Source organism: Rhizobium sp. CAU 1783 (genome assembly GCF_054551725.1).
In genome coordinates, this window is the sequence record NZ_JBTOLM010000003.1 from 21,211 (window position 1) to 44,842 (window position 23,632).

Below are 23,632 nucleotides of genomic sequence, written 5' to 3' on the forward strand. Positions count from 1 at the left end.
CGGGCCGCGATCCTTTGGAAAGGAATACCGATGGAGCGGCATAATACCTTCTGGCGCGTGGCGCTGCTGGCACCGCCATTGACGGTCTTCGCCGTCTTCGTCATCTGGCCGCTGTTGAGTTCGTTCTTCTACAGCGTGACCAACTGGAATGGCTTCGGCTCCGACTACGACTTCGTCGGCCTCGACAACTTTGCCAGGATCTTCACCGACAAGCTGTTCATGAATGCGGCGATCAACACGACGATCTGGATGATCGCGGCGATCGTCGTGCCGACGCTGTGCGGGCTTGCGCTGGCGCTTCTGCTCGACGGCAAAGTGCCTGGCGGGCGTGCCTTCAAGACGGTCTTCTACCTGCCGATCTGCCTCTCGGCCGTGATCGTCGGACAGATCTGGATCTGGATCTACCAGCCCGATTGGGGCCTGCTCAACACCGTCGTCTCCAATATCAGCGGTGAAAAGATACGCTATGCCTGGCTCGCCAAGCCCGACACGGCGCTCGGATCGGTCATCCTCGCCTGGTCCTGGCAGCAGACCGGCCTTTCCATGGTAATCTACCTTGCCGGCCTGACGGCGATCCCCGACGACCTCCTGGAGGTCTGCGAGATCGAGGGCGCAAAACAGTGGCAGCGCATCATCTTCGTCGTCCTGCCATTGCTCACCCCGTCCACCGTCGTCGTCATCGCGCTTTCGGTGATCAACTCGCTCAAAGGGTTCGACATTCTCTACATCATGACCGGCGGCGGGCCGTTCAACAGTTCCGATACGCTTGCCATGCACATGTACAACGAGTCCTTCCGCAAATACCTGATGGGCTACGGAAGCGCCATTTCCGTCGTGCTGTTCCTGATCGCGCTCACCATCATCGGCATCTATTTCCGCCAGTTGAAGAAGGTGGACCGGATCTATGGCTAATCTCTCCGCCGTCCACCGTTTCAATCCCTGGCGCGGGGCGATCTTCGCGATGCTCCTGGCATTGGCGATCCTCTTCCTCCTGCCGACGCTCGGCGTGCTGCTCGCCTCGATCAAGACGACGCGCGAGATCGCGCTCGGCAGCCTGTGGTCTTTGCCGACGGCCTTCTATCTCGGCAACTTCGTCGAGGTGCTGTCCAATCCGGCCGTGCATCGCTATTTCCTGAATACGCTGCTGGTCACGGTGCCGGGCACGCTGGCATCGACCGCGCTCGGCGTCCTGGCCGGCTATGTATTCGCCAAACTGCCCTTTCGCGGCTCCAACATGCTGTTCCTCGCGCTCGTGGCCGGCATGTTCTTTCCGCCGCAGGTCATTCTCGTGCCGCTCTTCCGGCTGTTCAACGGCATGGGCCTGATCGATACGCTCTGGCCGGTCTTCATCGTCCATACAGCTCTCGGCATCCCGATCTGCACGCTTCTTATGCGCAACTTCTTCGCGACCGTTCCGACGGCGCTGCGCGAGGCGGCGATCCTGGAGGGCGCCAGCGAATGGCAGGTGCTGACCCGGGTCGTGCTGCCGCTGAGCCTGCCGGCGCTCGCGGTGCTGGCGACCCTGCAGTTCACCTGGATCTGGAACGATTTCCTCTGGCCGCTGATCTTCACCCAGTCCGACGAAAAGCGGACGATCATGATCGGCATCGTCAATCTCAAGGGCCAGTATTCCGTCGCCTGGGGCGTCCAGGGCGCGCTCTCGCTCGTGGCCAGCCTGCCCACGCTTCTCGTCTTTCTGTTTTTCCAGCGCTACTTCATCAAGGGTATGACCATGGGCGCGGTAAAGGGTTGATCATGATACAGCTTTCACTTCGCGAGATCCGCAAAACCTTTGGCGCGCTGGAGGTCATCCGCGGGGTTGATCTCGATGTCCAGGCGGGGGAGTTCGTCGTCTTCGTCGGCCCGTCCGGCTGCGGCAAGTCGACGATGCTGCGCATGATCGCGGGCCTTGAGGACGTCACCGACGGCGCAATCGAGATTGCCGGGCGGGACGTGACCACGACGGCGCCGGCCAAGCGCGAGATCGCCATGGTCTTCCAGTCCTATGCGCTCTTCCCGCACATGACGGTCGCGGAAAACATCGGTTTCGGCCTCAAGCTCGCAGGACTGCCAAAGGAGGAGATCTCCCGTCGGGTGGATGACATCGCGAAGACACTGCAGATCGGCCATCTGCTGGAGCGGGTTCCGCGCGAACTGTCCGGCGGGCAGCGCCAGCGCGTCGCGATCGGCCGGGCCATCATCCGCCAGCCGAAGATCTTCCTGTTCGACGAGCCGCTGTCCAATCTCGATGCGGCCCTCAGGGTGCAGATGCGGCTTGAGATCGCCCGCCTTCACGTTCGCCTCGGCGCTACGATGATCTACGTGACGCATGACCAGACGGAGGCCATGACGCTCGCCGACCGCATCGTTGTCTTCAACAAGGGCCGGATCGAGCAGGTCGGTGCGCCGATGGAACTCTACGAGCGTCCGGCGAACATGTTTGTCGCCGGTTTCATCGGCGCCCCGTCGATGAACTTTCTGCCGGCATCGGTGGAAGGTGGCGCGCTCACCATCAACGGCCTGTCCATCGGGAGCTCGCGCACCTGGAATGCCGCAGGCGCCGTCACCGCAGGCGTCCGGCCGGAACATCTGACGATCCATTCGCCCGAGAACGGAGGTATCCATGGCCGGGTTGAACTCATCGAGCGACTTGGCGCTCAGACCTACGCCTATGTGGAAACGGCGGGTTTGAATGATCCGATCACCGTCGCGGTCCCCAACGAAAGCCGTCTTGCGGCCGGCGATATCATCGGGATGCAGCCAATGCATGAGAAGGTGCACGTTTTCGACAAGGAAGGGGTAGCCATTCCAGCGTAAAAACCCAACTCGCTCTTCATAGGGGACGGGTCTAGAGGTCCTATTCCTGTCAAGACCTGTTGCTCACTTCCCGCCAATCCCCGTTCGAAATCGCGAGCGACGTCTCGAACGACTGCCTTGCGCCCTCATTTCAGCCGTTTCAGCCACTAGGCCAAGTCCCAAATAGCGGACACTTGGCTCCAACGCACAGATGGTTGTTGAAATGGCCGACGGTGACCGGCAACCAGCTTTCATCCTGGAGCTGAGAGCCGCCCGCTGGGCCGTGGTCCTTATCTTTTCCTTATGTCCGCCTTCGCTCTTCCCCATCGAAGCCTGACCCGAAGCGTCTTTATCCTGTGTGTGTATCAACAGGAGAAACGGACATGTCCGACCTCATCTTCCTCGCGCTCGGCGCCGGCACGCTTTTCGTGCTCGCGCTCTATGCCCGCGCGCTCGACCGGCTGTGACGGAGGCAAGGATGCTTGAACCTCTTTTCGGCCTCGTCGTCGCGATCGCGCTCGGCGTTTATCTCGTGGTCACGCTTCTGCGGCCCGAACGCTTCTGATTTTCGAGGAGTATTCCCATGACCATTGTCGGGTGGCTGCAGATCAGCCTCCTCTTCCTCGCCGTGCTCGTCGCCATCAAGCCCCTCGGGCTTTACATGGCACGGGTCTTTTCTGGTGAGCGCACATTTCTTTCGCCCATCCTCTTACCCGTCGAGAAGGGGCTCTATCGCCTCTCCGGCATCCGCGAGGACAAGGAGCAGGGCTGGCTCGCCTACACGCTCGCCATGCTCGCCTTTTCAATCGCCGGCTTCCTTGCCCTTTACGCGATCCTGAGGCTTCAGGCCTACCTGCCGCTCAACCCGCAGGGCTTTGCAGGCATGGCGCCGGATCTCGCCTTCAACACGGCGGTCTCCTTCGTCACCAATACCAACTGGCAGAACTACGGCGGCGAAACCACGCTTGGCCATTTCGCCCAGATGGCGGGGCTCACGGTGCAGAACTTCCTCTCCGCGGCAACCGGCATGGCGCTCGCCATCGCCTTTACCCGGGCGCTCGCCCGCTCCAGGGTCTCGACGCTCGGCAACTTCTGGGTCGACATGAGCCGCGCCACGCTCTACGTGCTCCTGCCGATCGCCTTTATCGTGGCCCTTGCCTTCGTCGCCATGGGGCTTCCCCAGACGCTCGACGCATCGGTGACGGCAACGACGCTCGAGGGCGGCAACCAGGTGATTTCGTTCGGGCCAGTCGCCTCCCAGGAAGCGATCAAGCAGCTCGGCACCAACGGTGGTGGTTTCTTCAACGTCAACGCCGCCCATCCCTTCGAAAATCCGACGGCCTGGTCCAACTATCTCAACATCTTCGCCATGCTGTCGATCTCTGCAGCGCTGGTCTATTCCTTCGGCCAGATGGTCGGCAACCGCCGCCAGGGCTGGGCACTGATCTCCGCGATGGCCTTCCTGCTGATCGCCGGCGTCGCGGTCACCTACTGGGCGGAAGCCCAGGGCAATCCGATCCTGACCGCGCTCGGCGTCGATCCGGCGCTCGGCAACATGGAAGGCAAGGAAGTCCGCTTCGGCCAGGCCATGACCGCCCTCTATGCGGCCGTGACCACCGGCCTGTCGGATGGCGGCGTCAACGGCATGCATGGCTCGTTCACCGGGCTCGGCGGCCTGGTGCCGATGTTCCTGATGCAGCTCGGCGAAGTGTTGCCGGGCGGGGTCGGCTCCGGTCTTTACGGCATGCTCGTCTTCGCCCTGCTCTCCGTCTTCGTCGCCGGCCTGATGGTCGGCCGCACGCCGGAATTCCTCGGCAAGAAGATCGAGGGGCGCGAGATGAAGTTCGCCATGCTGGCGGTCCTCATCCTGCCGCTGGTCATCCTCGGCTTCACCGCCGTCTCGGCAATCCTGCCCTTCGCCGTGGCAAGCGTCGGCACCGCCGGTCCGCATGGCCTGTCGGAAATCCTCTATGCCTACACCTCGTCCGCCGGCAACAACGGCTCCGCCTTCGGCGGGCTGACCGGCAACACGCCTTGGTACAACACGACGCTCGGCCTCGCGATGTTGCTCGGCCGCTTCGCCTATGTCGTGCCGGTCATGGCGATTGCCGGATCGCTCGCCGCCAAGGTCAAGGCACCGGCCTCCGCCGGTACCTTCCCGACCGACGGGCCGCTGTTCGTCGGGCTGCTGATCGGCATCATCCTCATTCTCGGCGGGCTGCAATTCTTCCCGGCGCTCGCCCTCGGCCCCATCGTCGAACATTTCGCGATGCTCGCCGGCCAGACCTTCTGAAGGAAACCTCCATGTCAAAAGACCGCAAGACCCCTGGTCTTCTCGATCCCGGCATCCTCTTCCCGGCGATGCGTGATGCCGTGCTGAAGCTCGATCCCCGGCAATTGCTGCGCAATCCGGTGATCTTCGTGACGGAAGTCGTCGCTGCCGTCGTGACGCTGATCTTCCTGCGCGACCTGACGAGCGGAGGAGCCGGCGCCGGCTTCTCCGGCCAGATCGCCGCCTGGCTCTGGTTCACGGTGCTCTTTGCCACCTTCGCCGAAGCCGTGGCGGAGGGCCGTGGTCGCGCCCAGGCCGACAGCCTGAAGAAGACCAAGTCCGAACTCGTCGCCCGTCGCCTGACGGCCGGCGGTTCGACCGAGACCATGCCCGCCTCCCGGCTCAAGGTCGGCGACGTCGTGCTTGTCGCCGCCGGCGAGCTCATTCCCGGTGACGGCGAGGTGATCGAAGGCGTCGCCTCGGTCAACGAGAGCGCGATCACCGGCGAGTCCGCCCCCGTGATCCGCGAGTCCGGCGGCGACCGCTCGGCTGTCACCGGCGGCACCCAGGTTCTCTCCGACGAGATCAAGATCAAGATCACGGTGGCCCCGGGCTCCTCCTTCGTCGATCGCATGATCGCGCTCATCGAAGGCGCCCAGCGTCAGAAGACGCCGAACGAGATCGCGTTGTCTATCCTGCTTTCCGGCCTGACGCTGATCTTCCTCTTCGTCTGCGTGGCGATCTGGGGGCTTGCGGGCTATTCCGGCACCGTCATCTCGGTCACCGTCCTTGCCGCGCTGCTCGTCACCCTCATTCCGACGACGATCGGCGGCCTTCTCTCGGCGATCGGCATTGCCGGCATGGACCGCCTGGTTCGCTTCAATGTGATCGCGACGTCGGGCCGTGCCGTCGAAGCCGCCGGCGACGTCGACACGCTGCTGCTCGACAAGACCGGCACGATCACCTACGGCAACCGCATGGCAAGCGATTTCCTGCCCGTCCCCGGTGTCAGTGCCGCAGAACTGGCGGAGGCTGCCCTTCTCGCCAGCCTTTCCGACGAGACCCCGGAAGGCCGCTCGATCGTGGCCCTTGCCACCGGTGAACACGGTGTTGCCACGCCTGAAGCCCGCGCCGACGCTTTCGTCGCATTCACCGCCGAAACCCGTCTCTCCGGGGTCGATCTCGGCACCCGCCGTCTTCGCAAGGGCGCAGTCGACGCCGTGCTGAAGTTCGCCGGCCTCACCGACGAGGACGCCCCGGCTGAATTCCGCCGTGCCGTCGACATGGTGGCCCGTAGCGGCGGCACCCCGCTTGCCGTTACCGACGGCGACCGGCTGCTCGGCGTGATCCATCTGAAGGACGTGGTGAAACCCGGCATCAAGGAACGGTTCGCGGCACTCCGTGCCATGGGCATCCGCACCGTCATGGTGACGGGCGACAACCCGGTCACGGCGGCGGCCATCGCCTCGGAAGCTGGCGTGGACGACTATCTCGCCCAGGCGACTCCGGAAGACAAACTCGCCTATATCCGCCGCGAACAGCAGGGCGGCCGTCTGATCGCCATGTGCGGCGACGGCACCAATGACGCACCGGCGCTTGCCCAGGCCGATGTCGGCGTCGCCATGCAGACCGGAACTCAGGCCGCCCGCGAGGCCGCCAACATGGTCGACCTCGATTCGAGCCCGACCAAGCTGATCGAGATCGTCGAGATCGGCAAGCAGCTCCTGATGACCCGCGGATCGCTGACCACCTTCTCGATTGCCAACGACGTAGCGAAATACTTCGCCATCATCCCGGCCTTGTTCGTCGCCACCTATCCGGCGCTCGGTGCATTGAACGTGATGGGGCTTTCCTCGCCGCAATCCGCCATCCTCTCGGCGGTCATCTTCAACGCGCTGATCATCGTCGCGCTGATCCCGCTCGCGCTCAGAGGCGTCGCCTACCGTCCGGCCGGCGCGGCCTCGCTCCTGCGCCGCAATCTCCTGGTCTACGGCCTCGGCGGCATTCTTCTCCCCTTCGCCGGCATCAAGGTCATCGACCTTGCCGTCAGCGCCCTTCATCTGGTGTGATCCATGCTCAACCATCTTCGCCCCGCAATCACCCTGGTCGTCGCGATGACTGCGCTCACGGGCCTTGCCTATCCGTTCGCAGTGACCGGCATCGCCCAATCAGTCCTGCCGACGGAGGCCAATGGCAGCCTGATAGAGAACGACGGCATCGTCGTCGGATCCGCCCTGATCGGCCAGAACTTCGCCTCCGACCGCTATTTCTGGCCGCGGCCGTCCGCGACGGGTCCCGATCCCTACAACGCCGCCGCCTCGTCCGGCTCGAACCTCGGCACGACGTCCGTCAAGCTGCGCGACCGCGTGGCCGGGGATGTCGAACGCCTTGCCGCCACGGGGATCGCTGCGCCGCTTCCCGGCGATGCGGCGACAACCTCCGGGTCGGGCATCGATCCGCATATCTCTCCGGAATTTGCGCTCACACAGCTTGCCCGCGTGGCAAAAGCGCGTTCCATTGCGGAGCAGACGCTGGCGGACCTGGTCACCCAACATGTCGAGACGCGATTTCTCGGCATCATCGGCGAACCGCGCGTCAACGTATTGCTGCTCAACCGGGCACTCGATGCCCTGAAGACATGAGAGACTGAATGTCGGACGACAACCGCGATCACAGCCGCCGGCCGGATCCGGATGCACTGCTTGCCCTGGCGGACAAGGACCGTCGGGGCAAGTTGACCGTTTTTCTCGGCGCCGCCCCCGGCGTCGGGAAAACCTATTCCATGCTGTCCCGTGCCCAGCGCCTCAAGGCCGATGGCCTGGATGTCGTCGTCGGGCTGGTGGAAACGCACGGGCGCGGCGAGACCGCCTCACTGCTCAGCGGCCTCGAAGTGCTCCCCCGTCTGCGTGTCGCCCATCGTGGGCGCATGCTGGAGGAGTTCGACATCGACGCAGCGCTCGCCCGCAAGCCGAAGATTGTCATCGTTGACGAACTTGCCCATTCCAATCCCGACGGAAGCCGCCACCCCAAGCGATACCAGGACATCGAAGAACTGATCGCCGCCGGCATCGACGTCTGGACGGCGCTCAATATTCAGCACCTGGAAAGCCTGGCCGATCTCGTGGCGCAGATCACCGGCGTGACGGTTCGCGAACGTGTTCCGGATCTCGTCCTGAAACGCGCCGACGAAGTGCTGCTGGTCGACCTGCCGCCATCGGAACTGATCGAGCGGCTGAAGGAGGGCAAGGTCTATCTTCCCGAAAGCGCCAGCCGCGCGGTCGACCGCTTCTTCCGCGTCGGCAACCTGACCGCTCTTCGTGAACTTGCTTTGCGCCGCACTGCCGACCGAGTCGACGACCAGATGGTCGACTACCTGAAGCAGAACGCCATCGACGGGCCGTGGGCGACCGGCGAACGGCTGATCGTCTGCATCGGCTCCGATGCCTTGTCCGAGAAGGTCCTGCGCGTCGCAAGCCGCCTTGCTTCCGGGCTGAACGCGCCCTGGATCGTCGTTTCCGTCGAGCGCTCTGACCGGGAGGTCGCCTCGACCGAGCACCTGCGCAAGGTGGAGGGCCTGTTCCGCCTCGCCGAACAGCTCGGCGCGGAGACGCGTCATGTCATCGGCAACGACTTCGTCGACGAGATCCTGAAGCTCGCCCGCCGCGAACACGCGACGCAGATCGTCATCGGCGCACCTCGGCGCCGTGGCATCGAACGCTTTTCGACCCGCTCGCTACCGCAGGTGCTGTCGCGCAAGGCCGCCGGCATCGGTGTCCACCTGGTGACCCCGGAAAAGGGTGCAGTCGCGGTGACGGCCCCGAAAGCGCCCACCTTGAGCCTGGCGATGGTGCAGCGGTCGGCGATCATCGCCATCGGCTTCGTGGCCGTCATCACCGCGGTCGGCAAGGCGATCGACATGTTCATCGATCTGCCGAACATCTCGATCCTCTTCCTGCTCGCCGTGCTCGGCGCATCGGTCGCCGGCGGTTACCTGTCGGCTTTTCTGGCCGCTGCCCTGTCCACGCTCGCCTACAACTTCTTCTTCATCGAACCGCTGCACACCTTCACCATCGCCGCCCCGCATGAGGTCTTTGCGCTGTTCGTCTTTCTCGCCGTCGCCGTCGTCGCCGGCGGTTTCGCCTCGCGGATCCGCGAGCAAGCAGGCGTCGCACGGGTCCGTGCGACCGCGCTGCAGTCGCTCTACGATTTCTCCCGCAAGCTCGCAGGCACCGCGCGAACCGAAGATGCCATCTGGCTTGCCGTCTCGCAGTTGCAGACGAGCCTCAGGCGCAAGATCGTCTTGCTCCTTGCCCGCAATGGCGAACTGGGAGTGGCCGCAGCCTGGCCGCCGGATACCGATCTCGACGTCACCGACCTTGCGGCCGCGCGCTGGACCCACGAGAAACGCGAAGCGGCTGGCCGCGGCACCGGGACGCTCCCCAACAGTCGCTTCGAGTTTCGCCCCCTGCTCGGGCCGCACGGCATTGTCGGCGTCTGCGGCATCGAGCATTCGACGGAGAGACTGGACCTCAATGAAGAGCGCTCGCTCGCGGCAGTCCTCGACCAGACCGCGATCGCGCTGGACCGCGCCCGCCTTGCAGAGGAGACGGTGGCCCAGGCCGCCCGGCTCGAGGGCGAGCGCTACCGCGAGGCATTGCTCTCGTCGATCTCCCACGATCTTCGCACGCCGCTCGCCACCATAACCGGCGCCGTGACCAGCCTTCGCCAGCTCGGCCCCCGCATGACTCCAGAAAACCGCGACGACCTCCTGCAGTCGATCGAGGAGGAAAGCGGTCGGATGAGCCGCTTTGTCGCCAATCTGCTCGACATGACCCGCATCGAGGCCGGCACCCTGAAGCCGAAGCGCGACTGGATCGACGTGACCGACGTCGTACAGTCCGCCGTCGACCGGACCCGCAAATATGCGCCCGGTCGCATCATCGAAACCGGCATCGCCACCGATCTGCCGCTGATCGAGGGGGACGGCGTGCTGCTGGGCCAGGTGCTGTTCAACCTGCTCGACAATGCGGTGAAATATGGCGGCGAGGATGCGATCAGCGTCTACGCCCGCCGTGACGGACAGGATGTGCTGATTTCGGTCACCGACCTCGGCAAGGGCATTCCGACGGAGGATCTGGACCGCGTCTTCGAAAAATTCTATCGCAGGGGCAAGCCCGACGGGCGCTCGCCCGGGACGGGTCTCGGCCTCTCTATCGCCCGGGGTTTCGTCGAGGCGATGGGCGGCAGGATCCATGCCGAAAGCCCGGCTGTGAAAAAGAGAGGCACCCGCATCGTGATGCGCTTCCCGGCAGCCGACAGATCGAGGACGGAACCCAGATGACTTTGCCCCGCATCCTCGTCGTGGATGACGAACCCCAGATCCAGCGCTTCCTGAAGCCGTCGCTGACAGCAGCCGGATACGAGGTGATCGAGGCCCTGACCGGAGCTGAGGCGCTGAAGTCTGTTGCGACCCGGGCACCGGATCTCGTCATCCTCGATCTCGGTCTGCCCGACATGGACGGCAAGGAGGTCATCGCCGGCCTGCGCGGCTGGAGCGAGGTCCCGATCGTCATCCTGTCCGCCCGCGACCGTGAAAGCGAAAAGATCGCTGCGCTCGACCTCGGCGCCGACGACTATGTCGAAAAGCCCTTCGGCATCGGCGAACTGACGGCCCGCATCCGCACGGCACTTCGCCATCGCGGGCGGAGCGAGGCCATTCCCTCCGTCATCGAGGTCGACGGCCTTACCATCGACCCGATCAGGCGGCTGGTGACGCGCGGCGACGAGACGGTGCACCTGACACCGAAGGAATACGACCTGCTGCTGCATCTCGCCCGCCATGCCGGCCGGGTCGTGACCCATCGGGCCTTGCTGGGATCCGTCTGGGGACCGGCCCACGGCGACGACCTGCACTACCTTCGTGTCTTCATCGGCCAGCTCCGCCAGAAGATCGAACGTGATCCAACGCAGCCGCGCATTGTGCGAACGGAACCGGGAGTCGGATATCGGATGGCAGATCAGGAGTAAGACCGAATTTCAACGGCCTGTGTCGGTTGGCACTCCGAAGACAATACCGATATCCCCGATTGGCGATGACTCTCTTCATCCTTGGTCTCAAAGCAAAAGACCCGTTTTCGATTTGTCGAAGCCGGTGAGCGAGGCACCGGTTACGTCCGCAGTATGCCTTCCTCCATTGGCCAATGGTGACCCACGGAGGTCTTCAGTTCGAGATCACGACTGACGTGCGATCCAGTTTCTGCTTGGCATACCAAGATCGAAAACACCGGTAGGATACCTTGGTTTCGACATGGAAGACGCGTCAGAGCTTGCGGCGCGCACTGAGATTTAACGCAGTATGGCCGGCGGTGTCGGGCACTGTTATTGCTACTTGCATAGAAATCTCCGCTTCGAACGTCCACTCGGTACGAGCGGGCTGTCCCCTGTCGGCCCCATGCCGGCCATTCGCGCTGGGCTAACTGGTTGCTCCAAGAAACTCGTTTGCTCGCGGTTACGCGAAGAATCGAGACGATCGCCGGTTCAATTCCCTTCAAGGCGAGACGATACGCGCAGATCCAGGCCAGTGAAACCACTTGGCCCCATCACGTTCTTGACGTCAGATGAAGCATCACCACGGTGGCATCGACCAATAGCGGCCAAATCAAGCGGGCTTATTCTTTGGGGGGAGGGAAGTGGCCAAAGCGGGTTTCCGCCGAAGCTCTTCATATCGCACCTTATCGCTGGGCCGTTTGGCCTGCCGCTGATGGTTGAAGCACCTCAGCGCGTTTGGAGCTGTTCATCTCGTCCCGCCTGCAGATCCGCGAGCCTTCTCCCGGAACTCCCCTGGCGGAACGCCGAAATGGGCTTTGAAAACCCGGGAGAACTGTGTCTGGTCGCCGAAACCCCAGCGGTAGGCGATCTCCGCTGCGGTTTGGTTGTTGTTCGGGTCGGCGAGCGCTTCGCGGCAGGCGGTCAGCCGCTGGTCGCGAATCCAGTCTCTTACCGTCTGATCGGTGTCTCTGAACAACTCATGCAGATAACGGGTGGAGATGCCGCAGGCTTGTGCGATGCGCTCCGGCCGAAGACCGAACTCGTGAAGGTTGGTGCGGATATAAGCCTCAATACGAGCGAGATGGGCGGCGCGAACGGTCGAGTTGCCTGAAGTGAGCACGCGCTCGTCGGCTTTGACCGCCAGCACGAGCAGATCGACCAATTGGCGGCCGACCGTCGACCTTGCCTCCTGCGTCATCCCGTCGAAACGGGCGGGCAGAAGTTGCAGCATGTCGTTGAAGAGGCCGCCTGCACCATTGTTTGCCTCGAACTGCAACGTGCAGAAGCGGTCCGGCGCCCGCAACCGGCCGGTCAACGCGTCCGCGTCGACCTTCAGCACCCACATGTCGGCCGGTTCGGCGTGGCTGAACTGGTAAGGCTCGCTGCTGCGCTCCAGAATGAAGCCGCCGGGTCTGCATTTGACCTCCCGACCGCACTGGGAAAAGAACACCTCCGCCCTTGCCGGCACCGTCACGAGAAACTCCTCCTCCCGCGCCCCGCGGAAATGGTGCGGCAGGCGCAGATATTGGAGTGCATCGCAGGTGAGGCGGGAGATCGATACGTCGCCGAACCGCCAGGTGGTCAGGTCGCCGGAAAACCGGTCGGCCTCGCGGAAGCGAAGGTCGAGCGGAAAATAGGCCGAGGCAATGGCCTCGTGCCAGTGGCGGCTGCGGTCGGGCGGGCGCGTCGCGCTCGTGGTGATGCTCGTCTTCATGCGGGCTCGTCCTCTTGGGATCGAAGGTACGCACAGGATTTCTGCCAAGCAATGAAAATGGCAGCTTATGCGTCGGCGCGCAAATCGTTGTTCCCTGCCTGCAAAGACGGAGGCGGAAAACTCTGCCTAGATTGAAGCCGGCTTCAACGGTGCGACAGATACCGGCTGCCAGGGAACAGACATTTCAGCTAGACGACCGGTTTCCAGGCCGTCGGTTCTCGCCCTCAACCAGCGTGAACACGATGCTTCATACACAGACTTCAAAAGTAGACCCGATCACGCTCTCGGTCGTGCGGGGCATGCTCGAGACGACCCAGCGCGAAATGACGCTTGCGCTTGAAAAGACGGCGCGCTCGTCGGTCTTCAACCTGGCACACGACTATTCGACGGCGCTCTTCAACGCCCGGCCCGAGATGATCCTGCAGGGCCAGGACATCCCGATCCATCTCGGCTCGCTCATCCCCGCCATGAAAGCGGTCGCAGCCTTCTTCGGCGACGACATTCACGAAGGCGACCTCTTCCTTCACAACGACCCCGCCTTCGGCGGCAGCCATGCCATCGACACCTGCATGTACAAGCCGGTCTTCTACAAGGGCGAACTGGTCTACTGGACCGTCTGCAAGGGACATCTGACCGATATCGGCGGGCCGGTGCCGGCCGGGTACAACCCGAACGCCACGGAAATCTATGCCGAGTGCCTGCGCATCCCGCCGGTCAAGATCTGGGACCGCGGCAAGCCGCGCCATGACGTACTCAACATGATCCTCACCAACATGCGTGCCAGGCGCGACCAGGAGGGCGACTTTCGTGCGCTCATCGGCGCCTGCCAGGTGGGCGAGCGCAACCTCATCGCCATGCTCGACAAGTACGGCAAGGCCGAGGTGGATGCCTGCGTCGACACGCTGCTCGACATGGCCGACCGCCACATGCGCGCGCTGATCGCCACGGTGCCGGACGGCACCTATGAAGGCTCCGCCATCCTGGAGGATGCCGGGCACGGCTTCGGCGACTTCGAGATCAAGGCGACGGTGACGATCACCGGCGACAGCTGCCATATCGCGATCGATAGCCCGCCGCAGGTGCCCTATTTCATCAACTCCTACGAGGGCAATTCCCATTCCGGCGTCTATCTCGGCCTGATGATGTTCGCGGCCCTGCCGCCACCCTATAACGAAGGGCTCTATCGCTGCGTCAGCCTCGACTTCGGGCCGAAGGGCACGCTCTGCAACGCGCAGGAGCCGGCCCCGCACATGAACTGCACGACGACGCCGATGGAAACCCTGACGGACGCCGTGCGCCTGGCCTTCGAGAAGGCGATGCCCTCCAAGGTCTCGGCCTCCTGGGGCCATGCCAACGGACTCAATATCGCCGGCCGTGACGCCCGCAACAACGAGGAGTTCGTAACCATGGTGCTCGCCACCATCATCTCCGGTGGCGGGGCGACGCCCAAGCAGGATGGTTGGCACGCGGTTGGCCCGGAATGCTGCTTCGGGGCGCTCACTTCGGGCGATGTCGAACTGCTCGAATATTCCTATCCCATCGTCATCCACCGTTATGCGCTAATGACCGACTCGGGCGGCGCCGGCAAGTTCCGCGGTGGCTCGGGCACGGCCTGGGAGGTCGAGCCGCTCAACGGTGACATCCTGTGCATCGGTTTCGGCGAGGGCCGACGCATCCCGGCCATGGGCGCGGCGGGAGCCAAGTCTGCGATGGTTGACACCAAGGTCGGCCGGGTGGAGCTGCGCCGCAACGGCAAGGTCGAGGTCGAGCGCAAGAACATCATAGAGACCATCAGGCCGGGCCAGACGATCACCAACCTCAATCCGGGCGGCGGCGGCTACGGCAATCCGTTCGAACGGCCGGTCGACAAGGTGCTCTGGGACGTGCGCAACGGCCTCGTCTCCATCGAAGGTGCCCGTCTCGACTATGGCGTCGTGATCGCGAACCCGCAGACCCTCGAGGTCGACACGGCCGCAACCGAACGGCTCAGAGCCACCGCGTAAGGAAAACCAGACATGACCATGCATTCCTACCGCCTCGGCATCGATGCCGGCGGCACCTTCACCGACTTCGTCATCGCCGACCGCGCGACCGGGGAAGTCAAGCTCTTCAAGGCGCTCTCCACGCCCTCTGATCCCACGAGGGCCATCGAGAATGGCCTCGGGCTGATCGCCGCCGACCTCGGCAAGCCGATCGAGGACATCATCGCGAACTGCGACCTCTGCATCAACGGCACCACGGTCGGCCTCAACGCCCTCATCACGCATCGGGGCGGCAAGACGGGCCTGATCTGCACGGCTGGCCACGAGGATTCTATCGAGATCCGCAACGGTCACAAGGAGGACGGCTTTCGCTACGATCCAGAATATCCGGCGGCGACCATGCTGGTGCCGCGCTACCTCAGACGCGGCGTGCGCGAGCGCGTTCTGTCGGACGGCTCGGTGCGCACGCCGCTCCATGAGGAGGATGTGCGCGAGGCCTGCAGGCTCTTCCTGAAGGAGGGCGTTGAGACCGTCGCCATCTCCTTCGTCTGGTCGGTGCTCGATCAGAGCCACGAGCGGCGCGCGGCCGAGATCGTGCGCGAGATGATGCCGGAGGCGATCCTGACCGTCGGCGCCGAGCTCTACCCGCAGGTGCGCGAATATACCCGTACCTCCACCGCGGTGACGAATGCCTATCTCGCCCCCGTCATGCGCCGCTACGTCATGGCGGTCGACGCCTATTTCCGCAAGCTCGGCGCAAAGCAGCCGGTGCGCTACTTCCAGTCGAACGGCGGGCTTGCCGTGGGCCAGGTCATGACCGACCGTTCGGTCTACGCCATTAATTCCGGGCCGGCGTCGGCGCCGCAGGCTGGCCTTTATGCCGGCGCGCCCTTTGACCACAAGAACGTCATCACTGTCGACATGGGCGGCACGTCCTTCGACATCACGCTCACCCGAAGCGGACAGACCAACCTCAACAAGAACATCGACTTCCTGCGCTACCGCATCGGTGTGCCGATGATCCAGGTCGAGACGCTGGGTGCAGGCGGCGGCTCGATCGGCTGGATCGATCCGCTCGGCCTCCTGCAGGTCGGTCCGCAGTCCGCCGGTTCCGAGCCGGGTCCCGCCTGCTACGGACGCGGAGGTACCGAGCCGACGACGTCGGATGCGAACCTCGTTCTCGGTTACCTCAACCCCGAGGGTCTCCTCGGCGGCAAGCTGCCGCTCGACATCGAGAAGGCGCGCGCGGCGGTGGCGAGGGTCGCAGGACCGCTCGGCATCTCCGTGGAGCAGGCGGCCTACGGCATGTTCGCCATCGTCAACAACTCGATGGTCAACGGCATCCGCCGCGTTTCGGTCGAGCGCGGCTACGATCCGCGCGATTTCGTGCTGGTGGGGGCAGGGGGCGCAACAGCGGCACACATCACGGCGCTGGCGCGGGAGATGGGCATCGACACCATTATCCTGCCCAAGCTCGCTTCGGGTCTTTGCGCCTTCGGCCAGATCATCTCCGACGTGAAGTACAACTATATGGCGCCCGCGCCCGTGCGCCTCGACAATGCGGCGGCCTATGAGCGCATCGATAGCCTGTTCAAGGAGATCGAAGCGAAGGGCGTTGCGCATCTCGAGGCGGACGGCTTTGCCCCTGATGCCATCGACATCAAGCGCTCGATCGATATGCGCTATGTCGGCCAGGTGCACGAGTGCACGGTGGACATCGGTACCTTCCCCATTAACGAAACCACGATCGAAGCGGTCAAGGATGCCTTCCATGCCCGCCACGAGGAGCTCTACACCTACTCCGAGCGCCACAGCGCGGTGGAGGTGGTGAACCTGGAGTCTACCATCTACGGCCGTATCGAGAAGGTCCGTCCGCCGAAGCTCCTGACAGGCGGTGATGCTGGCGAGGCGCTGAAGGGCCATCGCGACGCGATCTTCGATCAGTCGGGCAAGCCGGTCTCAACGCCGATCTACGAGGGCGCGAAGCTCGGCGCGGGCGCCCGAATCACGGGGCCTGCCATTATCGAGGAGGTGACCACCACCATCGTCATCGAGCCCGGCTGGACGAGCATCCTGCATGAAAGCGGCAGCTATCTGCTGACACGGGAAGACTGACGGCTGGCCCCGCGAACGGGCGGGGCAGCCACCTGCAACGAAGAGGGGAAAACAATGGCAGGCAACCTATCGGCCGTGGAGGCCGAAACTTCTGACTTCTCCAACGTGGCGGTACCGCCACAGGCCCGCATGCCCCGGGGGGCGTTGACCATGGCGTGGTGGGCGGTGTGCAGCGCCGTCTTCTACATCGTCGTCGGGGCGGCCATGGCGCTCAATTTCGGAACGCGCAATGCCATCATCGGCATGGTGCTCTCGGTGGTCGTCTACGGCCTCGTCAACGCGGTGCTCAGCCGCTTTGCCATTCGCACCGGGCTTTCCGTCGCCCTGTTCTCGCGCGTGCTGTTCGGCAATGTCGGCGCCGGACTGGCGACCCTCATCTTCTGCGCCACGGCAATCTACTATGCCGTTTTCGAGGGTTCGGTGATCGCTGTGGGTATCACCACCATTCTGCCGTCGATCTCCTATCCCATCGCGGCGCTGATCGTTGTCCTCTACAGCGTGCCGCTGATCTTCGGCAGCATTCAGACCTGGCTCGACAAATTCAACGGCGTGCTGTTGCCGTTCTACATCCTCGGCCTCGTCGTCGCGGTCGTCCTCGCTGTCGGCGAATACGGCTACAGCGGCAAGTGGCTGAACCTCGGGCCGGAGGCCGGCGCTCCTGCCGGTGGCTGGTGGTCGTGCTTCGTCTATTACATGGGCGTCTGGGTGCTGATGATGTTCACCTTCGACTATGCCCGCTTCGGCCGGCAGGAGGATGCGGGCTATCACGCCTGGTTCAACTTCGGCATGCCCTTCTATGCCATGGCTTTCCTGGTGAGCGGCCTCTTCGGCATGTTCATGATCGGCACTGTCCCGGATCTCGGTGCCCTTTCGGAGGTCAGCGTACTGCTGGCCCTGCTGAAGCTCATGGGGATCTGGGGGCTGTTGTTCGTCTGGGTCACGCAGACCCGCATCAACACGGCCAACTACTATCTGGCAGCCGTCAATCTGGAAGCGCTCGTGCAACTCTTCGGCAAACTGCCCTTCGGGCGGATCGGCTGGGCAGTCGCGGTCGGCGCGATCGTTTATGTGCTGATGCTCGCGGATGTCTTCGCCTATCTGCTGTCGGCGCTCGCCTATCAGGGCATCTTCGTCGTCGCCTGGGTGGCGGTCGCGATGGCGCACATCCTGATCGACCGGTACGGCGCGCTGGTCGGCGGTACGATCGAATACCGTTCCAGCCATGTGCCGGCCTTCAACCCCCTCGGTATCGCCGCCTGGTTCGTCGCTGCCGCCATCGGCATCTGGCTCCATGTCTGGGGTGGTGCCTATGCGGAGTTCTCGGCCCCGGCAACCGCTGTCATCGCCTTCTGCATCTATGCTGTGGGCCTGACGCAGGCGCGTCGCTCCTGGTTCCTGGCGGCCGGCTGATCACGCGGACCGTGCCCCGCGACGGGGCACGGTCCAATCTCACGACTCGTCCTCAGCTACGCGCCCTATATGGGCCAGGGCCTGACCGCAGCTGCAAGAGCTTGACGTTGGTCAGCTCAAGTCGATCGGAGGGCTGATCTATGTCCGTTTTTGCGACAATCCGCCTGCCGACATTGTCGGTCTCGAGCAGGCGATGGCGCTCCGTATGGCGCCCCAAGACATTCCCAATGCCAAGATTGCCCATCAGGTCGATGAGATCGAAGAGGGGGAACTGGAAGCTGACGATCGAGAGTAACGCGGGGTGCTGCCCCTGTTATGCGAACCATCCCGTCTATTGAGATTGATTGGCCTCCCGCAAGACTGTTCGCGCGGCGATCAAACGGCTTCTCGTCGTCATTTTAGCGCATCTGCGTCTTCCGATTTTTTGAGGCTGCACGGCGGACGGTCGCCGGGCAGTTTTGGAATGGACTGCAACGAGCCTCGCGCCAGATCGCACTTGCGATTGCACCTCATCCGGTGCTGATCGCGGTGGGCGCGGTCGTCTCCGTCCGAAGCAGGGCCTCGGTACACTTCCAGACGTTCTCCACCAGCTTGCTCTGGCTGCCAAGGTGCCGGTAGAGGCGGATTTCGAGGTCGAGTGCCCATTCGGGATTGGTCGAGGCTTCGACGAGCAGACCGGACTGAAGTTCGCCCTGGATCAGGCTGAGCGGCAGCCAGCAGAGGCCCGCGCCGGTGAGCGCCACCGTCTTCAAGCCGGCGCTGATGGCGTTCTCGTGCACCTGGCGGCGGAGAAACGGCGGCCGCTCGGCAAAGAGACGGCCGAGCGCCACGCCGAAGAATGAGCTGAACCCGTAACTCAGATAGGGAAGCGTGATGCCGTCGCGCACTGCGGTGTCGAGAAGGTCTTTGCCCGGCATCCAGCGCTCGCGTTGCAGCTTAACCTGGGGAGCGGCCACCGGAACCAGGCGATCACGACCAATCGAAAGGTGGTCGAAGCGCTCCCGGTCGAGATGGAAGGGCACGCGCGGATGGGCATAGGTGAGGAAGAAGTCTGCCTCGCCATCGACCAGCGACGCCAGATTGGCCTCGATACCGCCGCGGTCGGGAATGAGGCTGATGCGGATATCCGGCATCTGCTGTTCCAGTCGCTGGAGCCATGCCGGCACGAAAGTGACGGTGAGGGTGTGAAGGGCGGCAAAACGCGCCATGCCTGACTCCGAGGTCGGCCGCAGCGCTTCCTGCGCCGCATAAAGGGCGCGTATCGTGTCCTGCGCCAGCGGCAGGAAACTGCGTCCGGCCGGCGTCAACTCCGCCGGCATCGTTCCCCGGTTGATGAGCGCTGCGCCGAGCCAGACTTCCAGTTGCTTGATTCGCCGGCTGAAGGCCGGTTGCGTGACGTTCCTGAGTTCCGCCGAACGCGAGAAGCTGGAGGTTTCGGCGAGCGTCACGAAATCCTCAAGCCATTTCAATTCCATCTTTTCAACACTCCGGGTTTTGTCCGGGAGATTTTTGGCCCCGGATTTAGCAACTAAGGTTTTGATTTTTCGCAATTATGCATTTTTTGCATGATCTTCTGTTTAAACCGAATTGGTCAAGTCCGCCCGCGCCCCTCACAGTCGCCGCCAACAACAGATTTGCCGGACCGGAGTGAAGGAAATGGGCAGGATTGTATATTGCGCGGGCCAGTTCGTCCCGGAGGAAGAGGCGCATGTCAGCCTGTTCGATCGTGGTTTCCTCTTCGGTGACGGCGTCTACGAAGTGACCGCGGTGATCGGCGGCCGGCTGATCGACAACGACCTCCACCTTGCCCGCTTCAAGCGATCGCTGGCGGAACTGGCGATCCCGCTGCCGGCCTCGCTTGAGGCGATCGAGGAGGTGCAGCAGGCGCTGATTGCGCGCAACGGTCTTGTCGAGGGCACGGTCTACCTGCAGGCGACGCGGGGAGAGGCGGACCGCGATTTTCTTTATCCGGAAGGGCTGGTTCCGACATTCGTCGCCTTTACCCAGGCGCGCCAGCTCGTCGCCACCAAGGCGCAAAAGGAGGGGATCGCGGTTGCCCTCGCTCCCGACCCGCGCTGGGCGCGCCGCGACATCAAGACGGTGATGCTTCTTGGTCAGGTCCTGGCCAAGCGCGAGGCCAAGGCTTCAGGCTTTGCCGATGTCTGGCTTACCCAGGAAGGCCAGATCACCGAAGGCGCATCCTCCACCGCCTATATTGTCACCTCCGACGGCAAGATCCTGACGCGCGGCAATTCTCCGGTGATTCTGCCGGGCTGCACGCGCCAAGCGCTCCTGAAGCTGTGCGAGCGCCATGGACTCATGATCGAGGAACGCTCGTTCAGCCCCGCGGAGGCCGAAGCTGCCGCCGAAGCCTTCCAGACATCGGCATCCAGTCTTGTCACGCCGGTCGTTCGTATCGGCGATACCGTCATCGGCAACGGCAAGCCGGGACTTCTCACCCGCGCGTTGCAGTCCTATTACCTCGAAGCCGCAGGAGTGATCGAAGCCACGTCCCACTAGAAGCCAAACGACAAAAAGCAGAAGCAAAATCAACAGAGGAATGAACGAAATGATCCATCAATCCAAACTTCTCGGCCTGGCGCTCGGAACCGTCATGGCATTCTCCGCTCCGGCGCTTGCCAGCGAAGGCTATGGCGATTGCAAGCTCTTCGGCAAGCAGGGCACCGAGAAGGCCGAGACGGCCGTTCCTGGCCAGTTCACCGTCATCGTCAACCTGCCGGCCGTCGGCGAGTTCAACGGCGACACGCCGGAGACGATCACCACCGGCCGCGAATTCTGCATGGCGGTCAACATCGCCTACCGGCTCGGCATCGACAAGGTCGTCCTGAAGAATGCCTCGTTCGATTCCATCGTCGCCGGCCAGAACAAGGACTTCGATATCGCGCTTGCGCTGATTTCCGTCACCGAGCCGCGCAAGAAGGTCGTCGATTTCTCCACGCCCTATGCGAGCGGTGCCTTCGGCCTTGCCACGCGCGCGGATTCCGCCCTCGACGAAGCTGGCATCAAGACGTCCAAGCTCGGTACCCAGGCCGGCACGATCATGGTCCAGTGGGCGCAGGAAAGCCTGCCCGAGACCTCGCTGTCCGTCTTTGACGATACCGGGGCCATGTTTACCGCGCTAGCAGCCGGCAATGTCGACGTCGTCATGACCGACATCTCCGTCATTCTCGGCCAGGTGGCCAACTCCGGTGGCAAATTGAAAGTGGTCGGCCAGTATCCGAGCGGGCGTGACACCGCCGGCATCTATCCCAAGGGCTATGCCCAGAAGCCGGTCATTGACAAGATCATCGCCGACATGGCCGCCGACGGCACGTTGAAGTCGTTGGAGAGCGAGTATCTCGCACCGGCCTGGGGCGGCGTAACCCCGGCCGACGTTCCGGTCTGGAAAAACTGAGCCGATGACGAAGTCTCTCCTGTCTGAAACCGGCAGCGAGACCGGGCACGCCACGCGGCGTGCCCGGAGCGCTGCGCGGACCCATCGTACCCGGTCCGGCCTCGCCGTCGCGGCCGCCCTTACGACCCTCGTCCTCGTTGCGGTTTCGGCACAGCACCTGGGAAGCTTCGCGGTATCGCAGGGCGTCTCGACGATCGCTGCCGCCATGCCCGGTTTGCTCGCCTCGGCCGCTGCCGCTTTCGTGCTTCTGACTGCAGGGCGCGCCTTTTCACGATCGCTCAGGGCCTCGAAAAGTGTGGATCTCCACGTCGCACGTACGCTCGGCGACGAAGCCTCGCTCGGCTCGTGGCGGGCCCTGTCCTGGACAGGCGCGCTGCTGATCCTCACGGCGCTTGCCTGGTTCATGGCCGTCAACAACGCTGCGGTCAGCCGGACCTTCTTCGATCTGGCGCTTATCCAGAGCTCCGCCTGGAAGGTGATTCAAGCCTTCGGCACCAATGTCACCATCTTTGCCGGCTCGGCGGTGCTGATCCTGATCTGGTCTCTGCTGGTTGCCATCGCGCGGACCCTGCCGGGTCCGGCCGGCCGCCCCTTGCGCTTTCTTGCCATTGCCTACGGCGACCTGTTCCGTGGGCTTCCGGCGATCATCACCATCTATCTGATCGGCTTCGGCCTGCCGCTGACCGATCTGCCTTACATCTCCGATCTGTCCTCGACGTCCTACGCGATCATCGCGCTGACGCTCACCTACGGCGCCTATACGTCCGAGGTCTATCGCGCCGGCATTGAAGGCGTGCACCACAGCCAGATTGCCGCCGCCCGCTCGCTCGGCCTCAGCCACGCCAAGACCATGCGTTACGTCGTCGTGCCGCTGGCCGTGCGAAACATCGTGCCGCCGCTGATGAACAACTGCATCAGCCTGCAGAAGGACACGGCGCTGGTGGCCATCATCGGCACGATCGATGCCTTCAACCAGTCGAAGATCATCGCCGCGAACAACTTCAACCTGTCGGCCGTGACCACCGTTGCGATCCTCTTCATCGTTATCACCATTCCGCAGGCCCGCCTGGTCGACAAGCTGATCGACCGCGACCGCCGCCGTATGCGGGCAGGGGGCTGAAATCCATGGCAATTCTGGAAATCGATCACATCATCAAGCGCTACGGGACGCTTGAGGTTATCTCGGACCTTTCGCTGAGTGTGGAAGAGCACGAAGTAATCTGCCTGATTGGCCCCTCCGGTTGCGGCAAGTCCACGCTGCTGCGCTGCATCAACCGGCTCGAGGAGATCGCATCGGGCGAGATCCGCATTCACGGCGACCGCATCACCGGGCCTGGTGTCGATCTCGACCGGCTGCGGCGCGACATCGGCATCGTGTTTCAGGGCTATAATCTCTTCCCGCATATGACGGTGCTGGAAAATACCATGCTGGCACCGACCAAGGTCCTGGGCATGCCCAGGCGCGAGGCAGAGGAGAAAGCGATGGCTTTCCTCGAGCGGATCGGCCTAGCGCACAAGGCTGGCGATTATCCGGATCGGTTGTCCGGCGGGCAGCAGCAGCGGGTGGCGATCGTGCGGGCGCTGATGATGAACCCGATGGTGCTTCTCCTCGATGAAATCACCTCGGCGCTCGATCCGGAACTGGTGTCGGAGGTGCTCGATATCGTAAGAGACCTTGCGCAAGGTGGCATGACCATGCTGCTTGCGACACACGAGATGGGCTTTGCCCGCGAGGTGGCCAATCGCGTCTGCTTCCTGCAGGCCGGCAAGGTCTATGAGCAGGGGCCGCCGGCCCAGATCTTCGGCGATCCGCAAGGCGAGCGCACGCAGGCTTTCCTGCGCAGCCTCAAAAAGGCCGGGCGGTTGTAAGTGAAGGAGTA

At 63.5% G+C, this 23,632-nt stretch carries 18 protein-coding genes; 16 read left to right on the top strand and 2 right to left on the bottom strand.

Annotation, left to right across the window (positions count from 1 at the left end; genetic code table 11):
- Positions 1–30 precede the first annotated feature (30 nt).
- The 9 genes from ACX93L_RS13830 (at position 31) to ACX93L_RS13870 (ending at position 11,095) form a co-directional block, all read left to right on the top strand.
- The gene (locus ACX93L_RS13830; protein ID WP_459405405.1) at positions 31–912 is read left to right on the top strand and encodes a carbohydrate ABC transporter permease; all 882 of its coding nucleotides are present in this window, start codon (positions 31–33) and stop codon (positions 910–912) included.
- Positions 905–1,753, top strand: coding sequence for a carbohydrate ABC transporter permease (locus ACX93L_RS13835; protein ID WP_459405406.1), 849 nt, complete (start codon positions 905–907; stop codon positions 1,751–1,753). The genes ACX93L_RS13830 and ACX93L_RS13835 overlap by 8 nt, the downstream gene beginning before the upstream one ends.
- A 2-nt stretch (positions 1,754–1,755) precedes the next feature.
- On the top strand, positions 1,756–2,817 hold the full coding sequence (locus ACX93L_RS13840) for an ABC transporter ATP-binding protein (protein ID WP_459405407.1): 1,062 nt from the start codon (positions 1,756–1,758) through the stop codon (positions 2,815–2,817).
- Positions 2,818–3,274: 457 nt separating this feature from the next.
- Positions 3,275–3,361 (top strand): K(+)-transporting ATPase subunit F, encoded by an 87-nt coding sequence (kdpF, locus tag ACX93L_RS13845; protein WP_112240544.1) that lies wholly within the window; start codon positions 3,275–3,277, stop codon positions 3,359–3,361.
- Between the two features lie 18 nt (positions 3,362–3,379).
- Positions 3,380–5,089 carry a potassium-transporting ATPase subunit KdpA gene (gene kdpA, locus ACX93L_RS13850; RefSeq protein WP_459405408.1) on the top strand — a complete coding sequence of 570 codons (1,710 nt, stop codon included), beginning with the start codon at positions 3,380–3,382 and terminating at the stop codon, positions 5,087–5,089.
- Positions 5,090–5,100: 11 nt separating this feature from the next.
- Positions 5,101–7,137, top strand: coding sequence for a potassium-transporting ATPase subunit KdpB (gene kdpB, locus ACX93L_RS13855; protein ID WP_459405409.1), 2,037 nt, complete (start codon positions 5,101–5,103; stop codon positions 7,135–7,137).
- 3 nt (positions 7,138–7,140) lie between these two features.
- The gene (gene kdpC, locus ACX93L_RS13860) at positions 7,141–7,710 is read left to right on the top strand and encodes a potassium-transporting ATPase subunit KdpC (RefSeq protein ID WP_459405410.1); all 570 of its coding nucleotides are present in this window, start codon (positions 7,141–7,143) and stop codon (positions 7,708–7,710) included.
- A gap of 8 nt (positions 7,711–7,718) precedes the next feature.
- Complete coding sequence (locus ACX93L_RS13865) at positions 7,719–10,409, top strand: ATP-binding protein (RefSeq protein WP_459405411.1); 2,691 nt, start codon at positions 7,719–7,721, stop codon at positions 10,407–10,409.
- Complete coding sequence (locus ACX93L_RS13870) at positions 10,406–11,095, top strand: response regulator (protein ID WP_459405412.1); 690 nt, start codon at positions 10,406–10,408, stop codon at positions 11,093–11,095. The genes ACX93L_RS13865 and ACX93L_RS13870 overlap by 4 nt, the downstream gene beginning before the upstream one ends.
- A gap of 766 nt (positions 11,096–11,861) precedes the next feature.
- Here ACX93L_RS13870 and ACX93L_RS13875 read toward each other — a convergent pair.
- Positions 11,862–12,830 (bottom strand): AraC family transcriptional regulator, encoded by a 969-nt coding sequence (locus ACX93L_RS13875; protein WP_459405413.1) that lies wholly within the window; start codon positions 12,828–12,830, stop codon positions 11,862–11,864.
- Between the two features lie 242 nt (positions 12,831–13,072).
- Here ACX93L_RS13875 and capB point away from each other — a divergent pair, with 242 nt between their 5' ends.
- Genes capB through ACX93L_RS13890 form a run of 3 tightly spaced genes read left to right on the top strand, consistent with a single transcriptional unit; the run spans position 13,073 to position 18,337 of the window.
- The gene (gene capB / locus ACX93L_RS13880) at positions 13,073–14,833 is read left to right on the top strand and encodes a caprolactamase subunit beta (RefSeq protein ID WP_459405414.1); all 1,761 of its coding nucleotides are present in this window, start codon (positions 13,073–13,075) and stop codon (positions 14,831–14,833) included.
- Between the two features lie 12 nt (positions 14,834–14,845).
- Positions 14,846–16,927, top strand: coding sequence for a caprolactamase subunit alpha (gene capA, locus ACX93L_RS13885; RefSeq protein WP_459405415.1), 2,082 nt, complete (start codon positions 14,846–14,848; stop codon positions 16,925–16,927).
- A gap of 54 nt (positions 16,928–16,981) precedes the next feature.
- Positions 16,982–18,337: a purine-cytosine permease family protein gene (locus ACX93L_RS13890; protein WP_459405416.1), complete on the top strand. Its 1,356-nt coding sequence runs from the start codon at positions 16,982–16,984 to the stop codon at positions 18,335–18,337.
- Between the two features lie 509 nt (positions 18,338–18,846).
- On the opposite strand, the gene ACX93L_RS13895 is transcribed toward ACX93L_RS13890, so the two are convergent.
- Positions 18,847–19,812, bottom strand: coding sequence for a LysR family transcriptional regulator (locus tag ACX93L_RS13895; RefSeq protein ID WP_459405417.1), 966 nt, complete (start codon positions 19,810–19,812; stop codon positions 18,847–18,849).
- A gap of 181 nt (positions 19,813–19,993) precedes the next feature.
- Between ACX93L_RS13895 and ACX93L_RS13900 the strand changes: the two genes are divergently transcribed.
- The 4 genes from ACX93L_RS13900 to ACX93L_RS13915 are packed head-to-tail and all read left to right on the top strand — an operon-like array spanning position 19,994 to position 23,621.
- Entirely contained in the window at positions 19,994–20,857 is an 864-nt protein-coding gene (locus ACX93L_RS13900) for a D-amino-acid transaminase (protein ID WP_459405418.1), read from the top strand.
- A 49-nt stretch (positions 20,858–20,906) separates the two neighbouring features.
- Positions 20,907–21,752 carry an ABC transporter substrate-binding protein gene (locus ACX93L_RS13905; protein ID WP_459405419.1) on the top strand — a complete coding sequence of 282 codons (846 nt, stop codon included), beginning with the start codon at positions 20,907–20,909 and terminating at the stop codon, positions 21,750–21,752.
- Positions 21,753–21,756: 4 nt separating this feature from the next.
- A complete protein-coding gene (locus ACX93L_RS13910; protein ID WP_459405420.1) occupies positions 21,757–22,872 on the top strand; it encodes an amino acid ABC transporter permease in 1,116 nt (371 codons plus the stop codon).
- A 5-nt stretch (positions 22,873–22,877) separates the two neighbouring features.
- Positions 22,878–23,621, top strand: coding sequence for an amino acid ABC transporter ATP-binding protein (locus ACX93L_RS13915; protein ID WP_459405421.1), 744 nt, complete (start codon positions 22,878–22,880; stop codon positions 23,619–23,621).
- Positions 23,622–23,632: the final 11 nt, after the last annotated feature.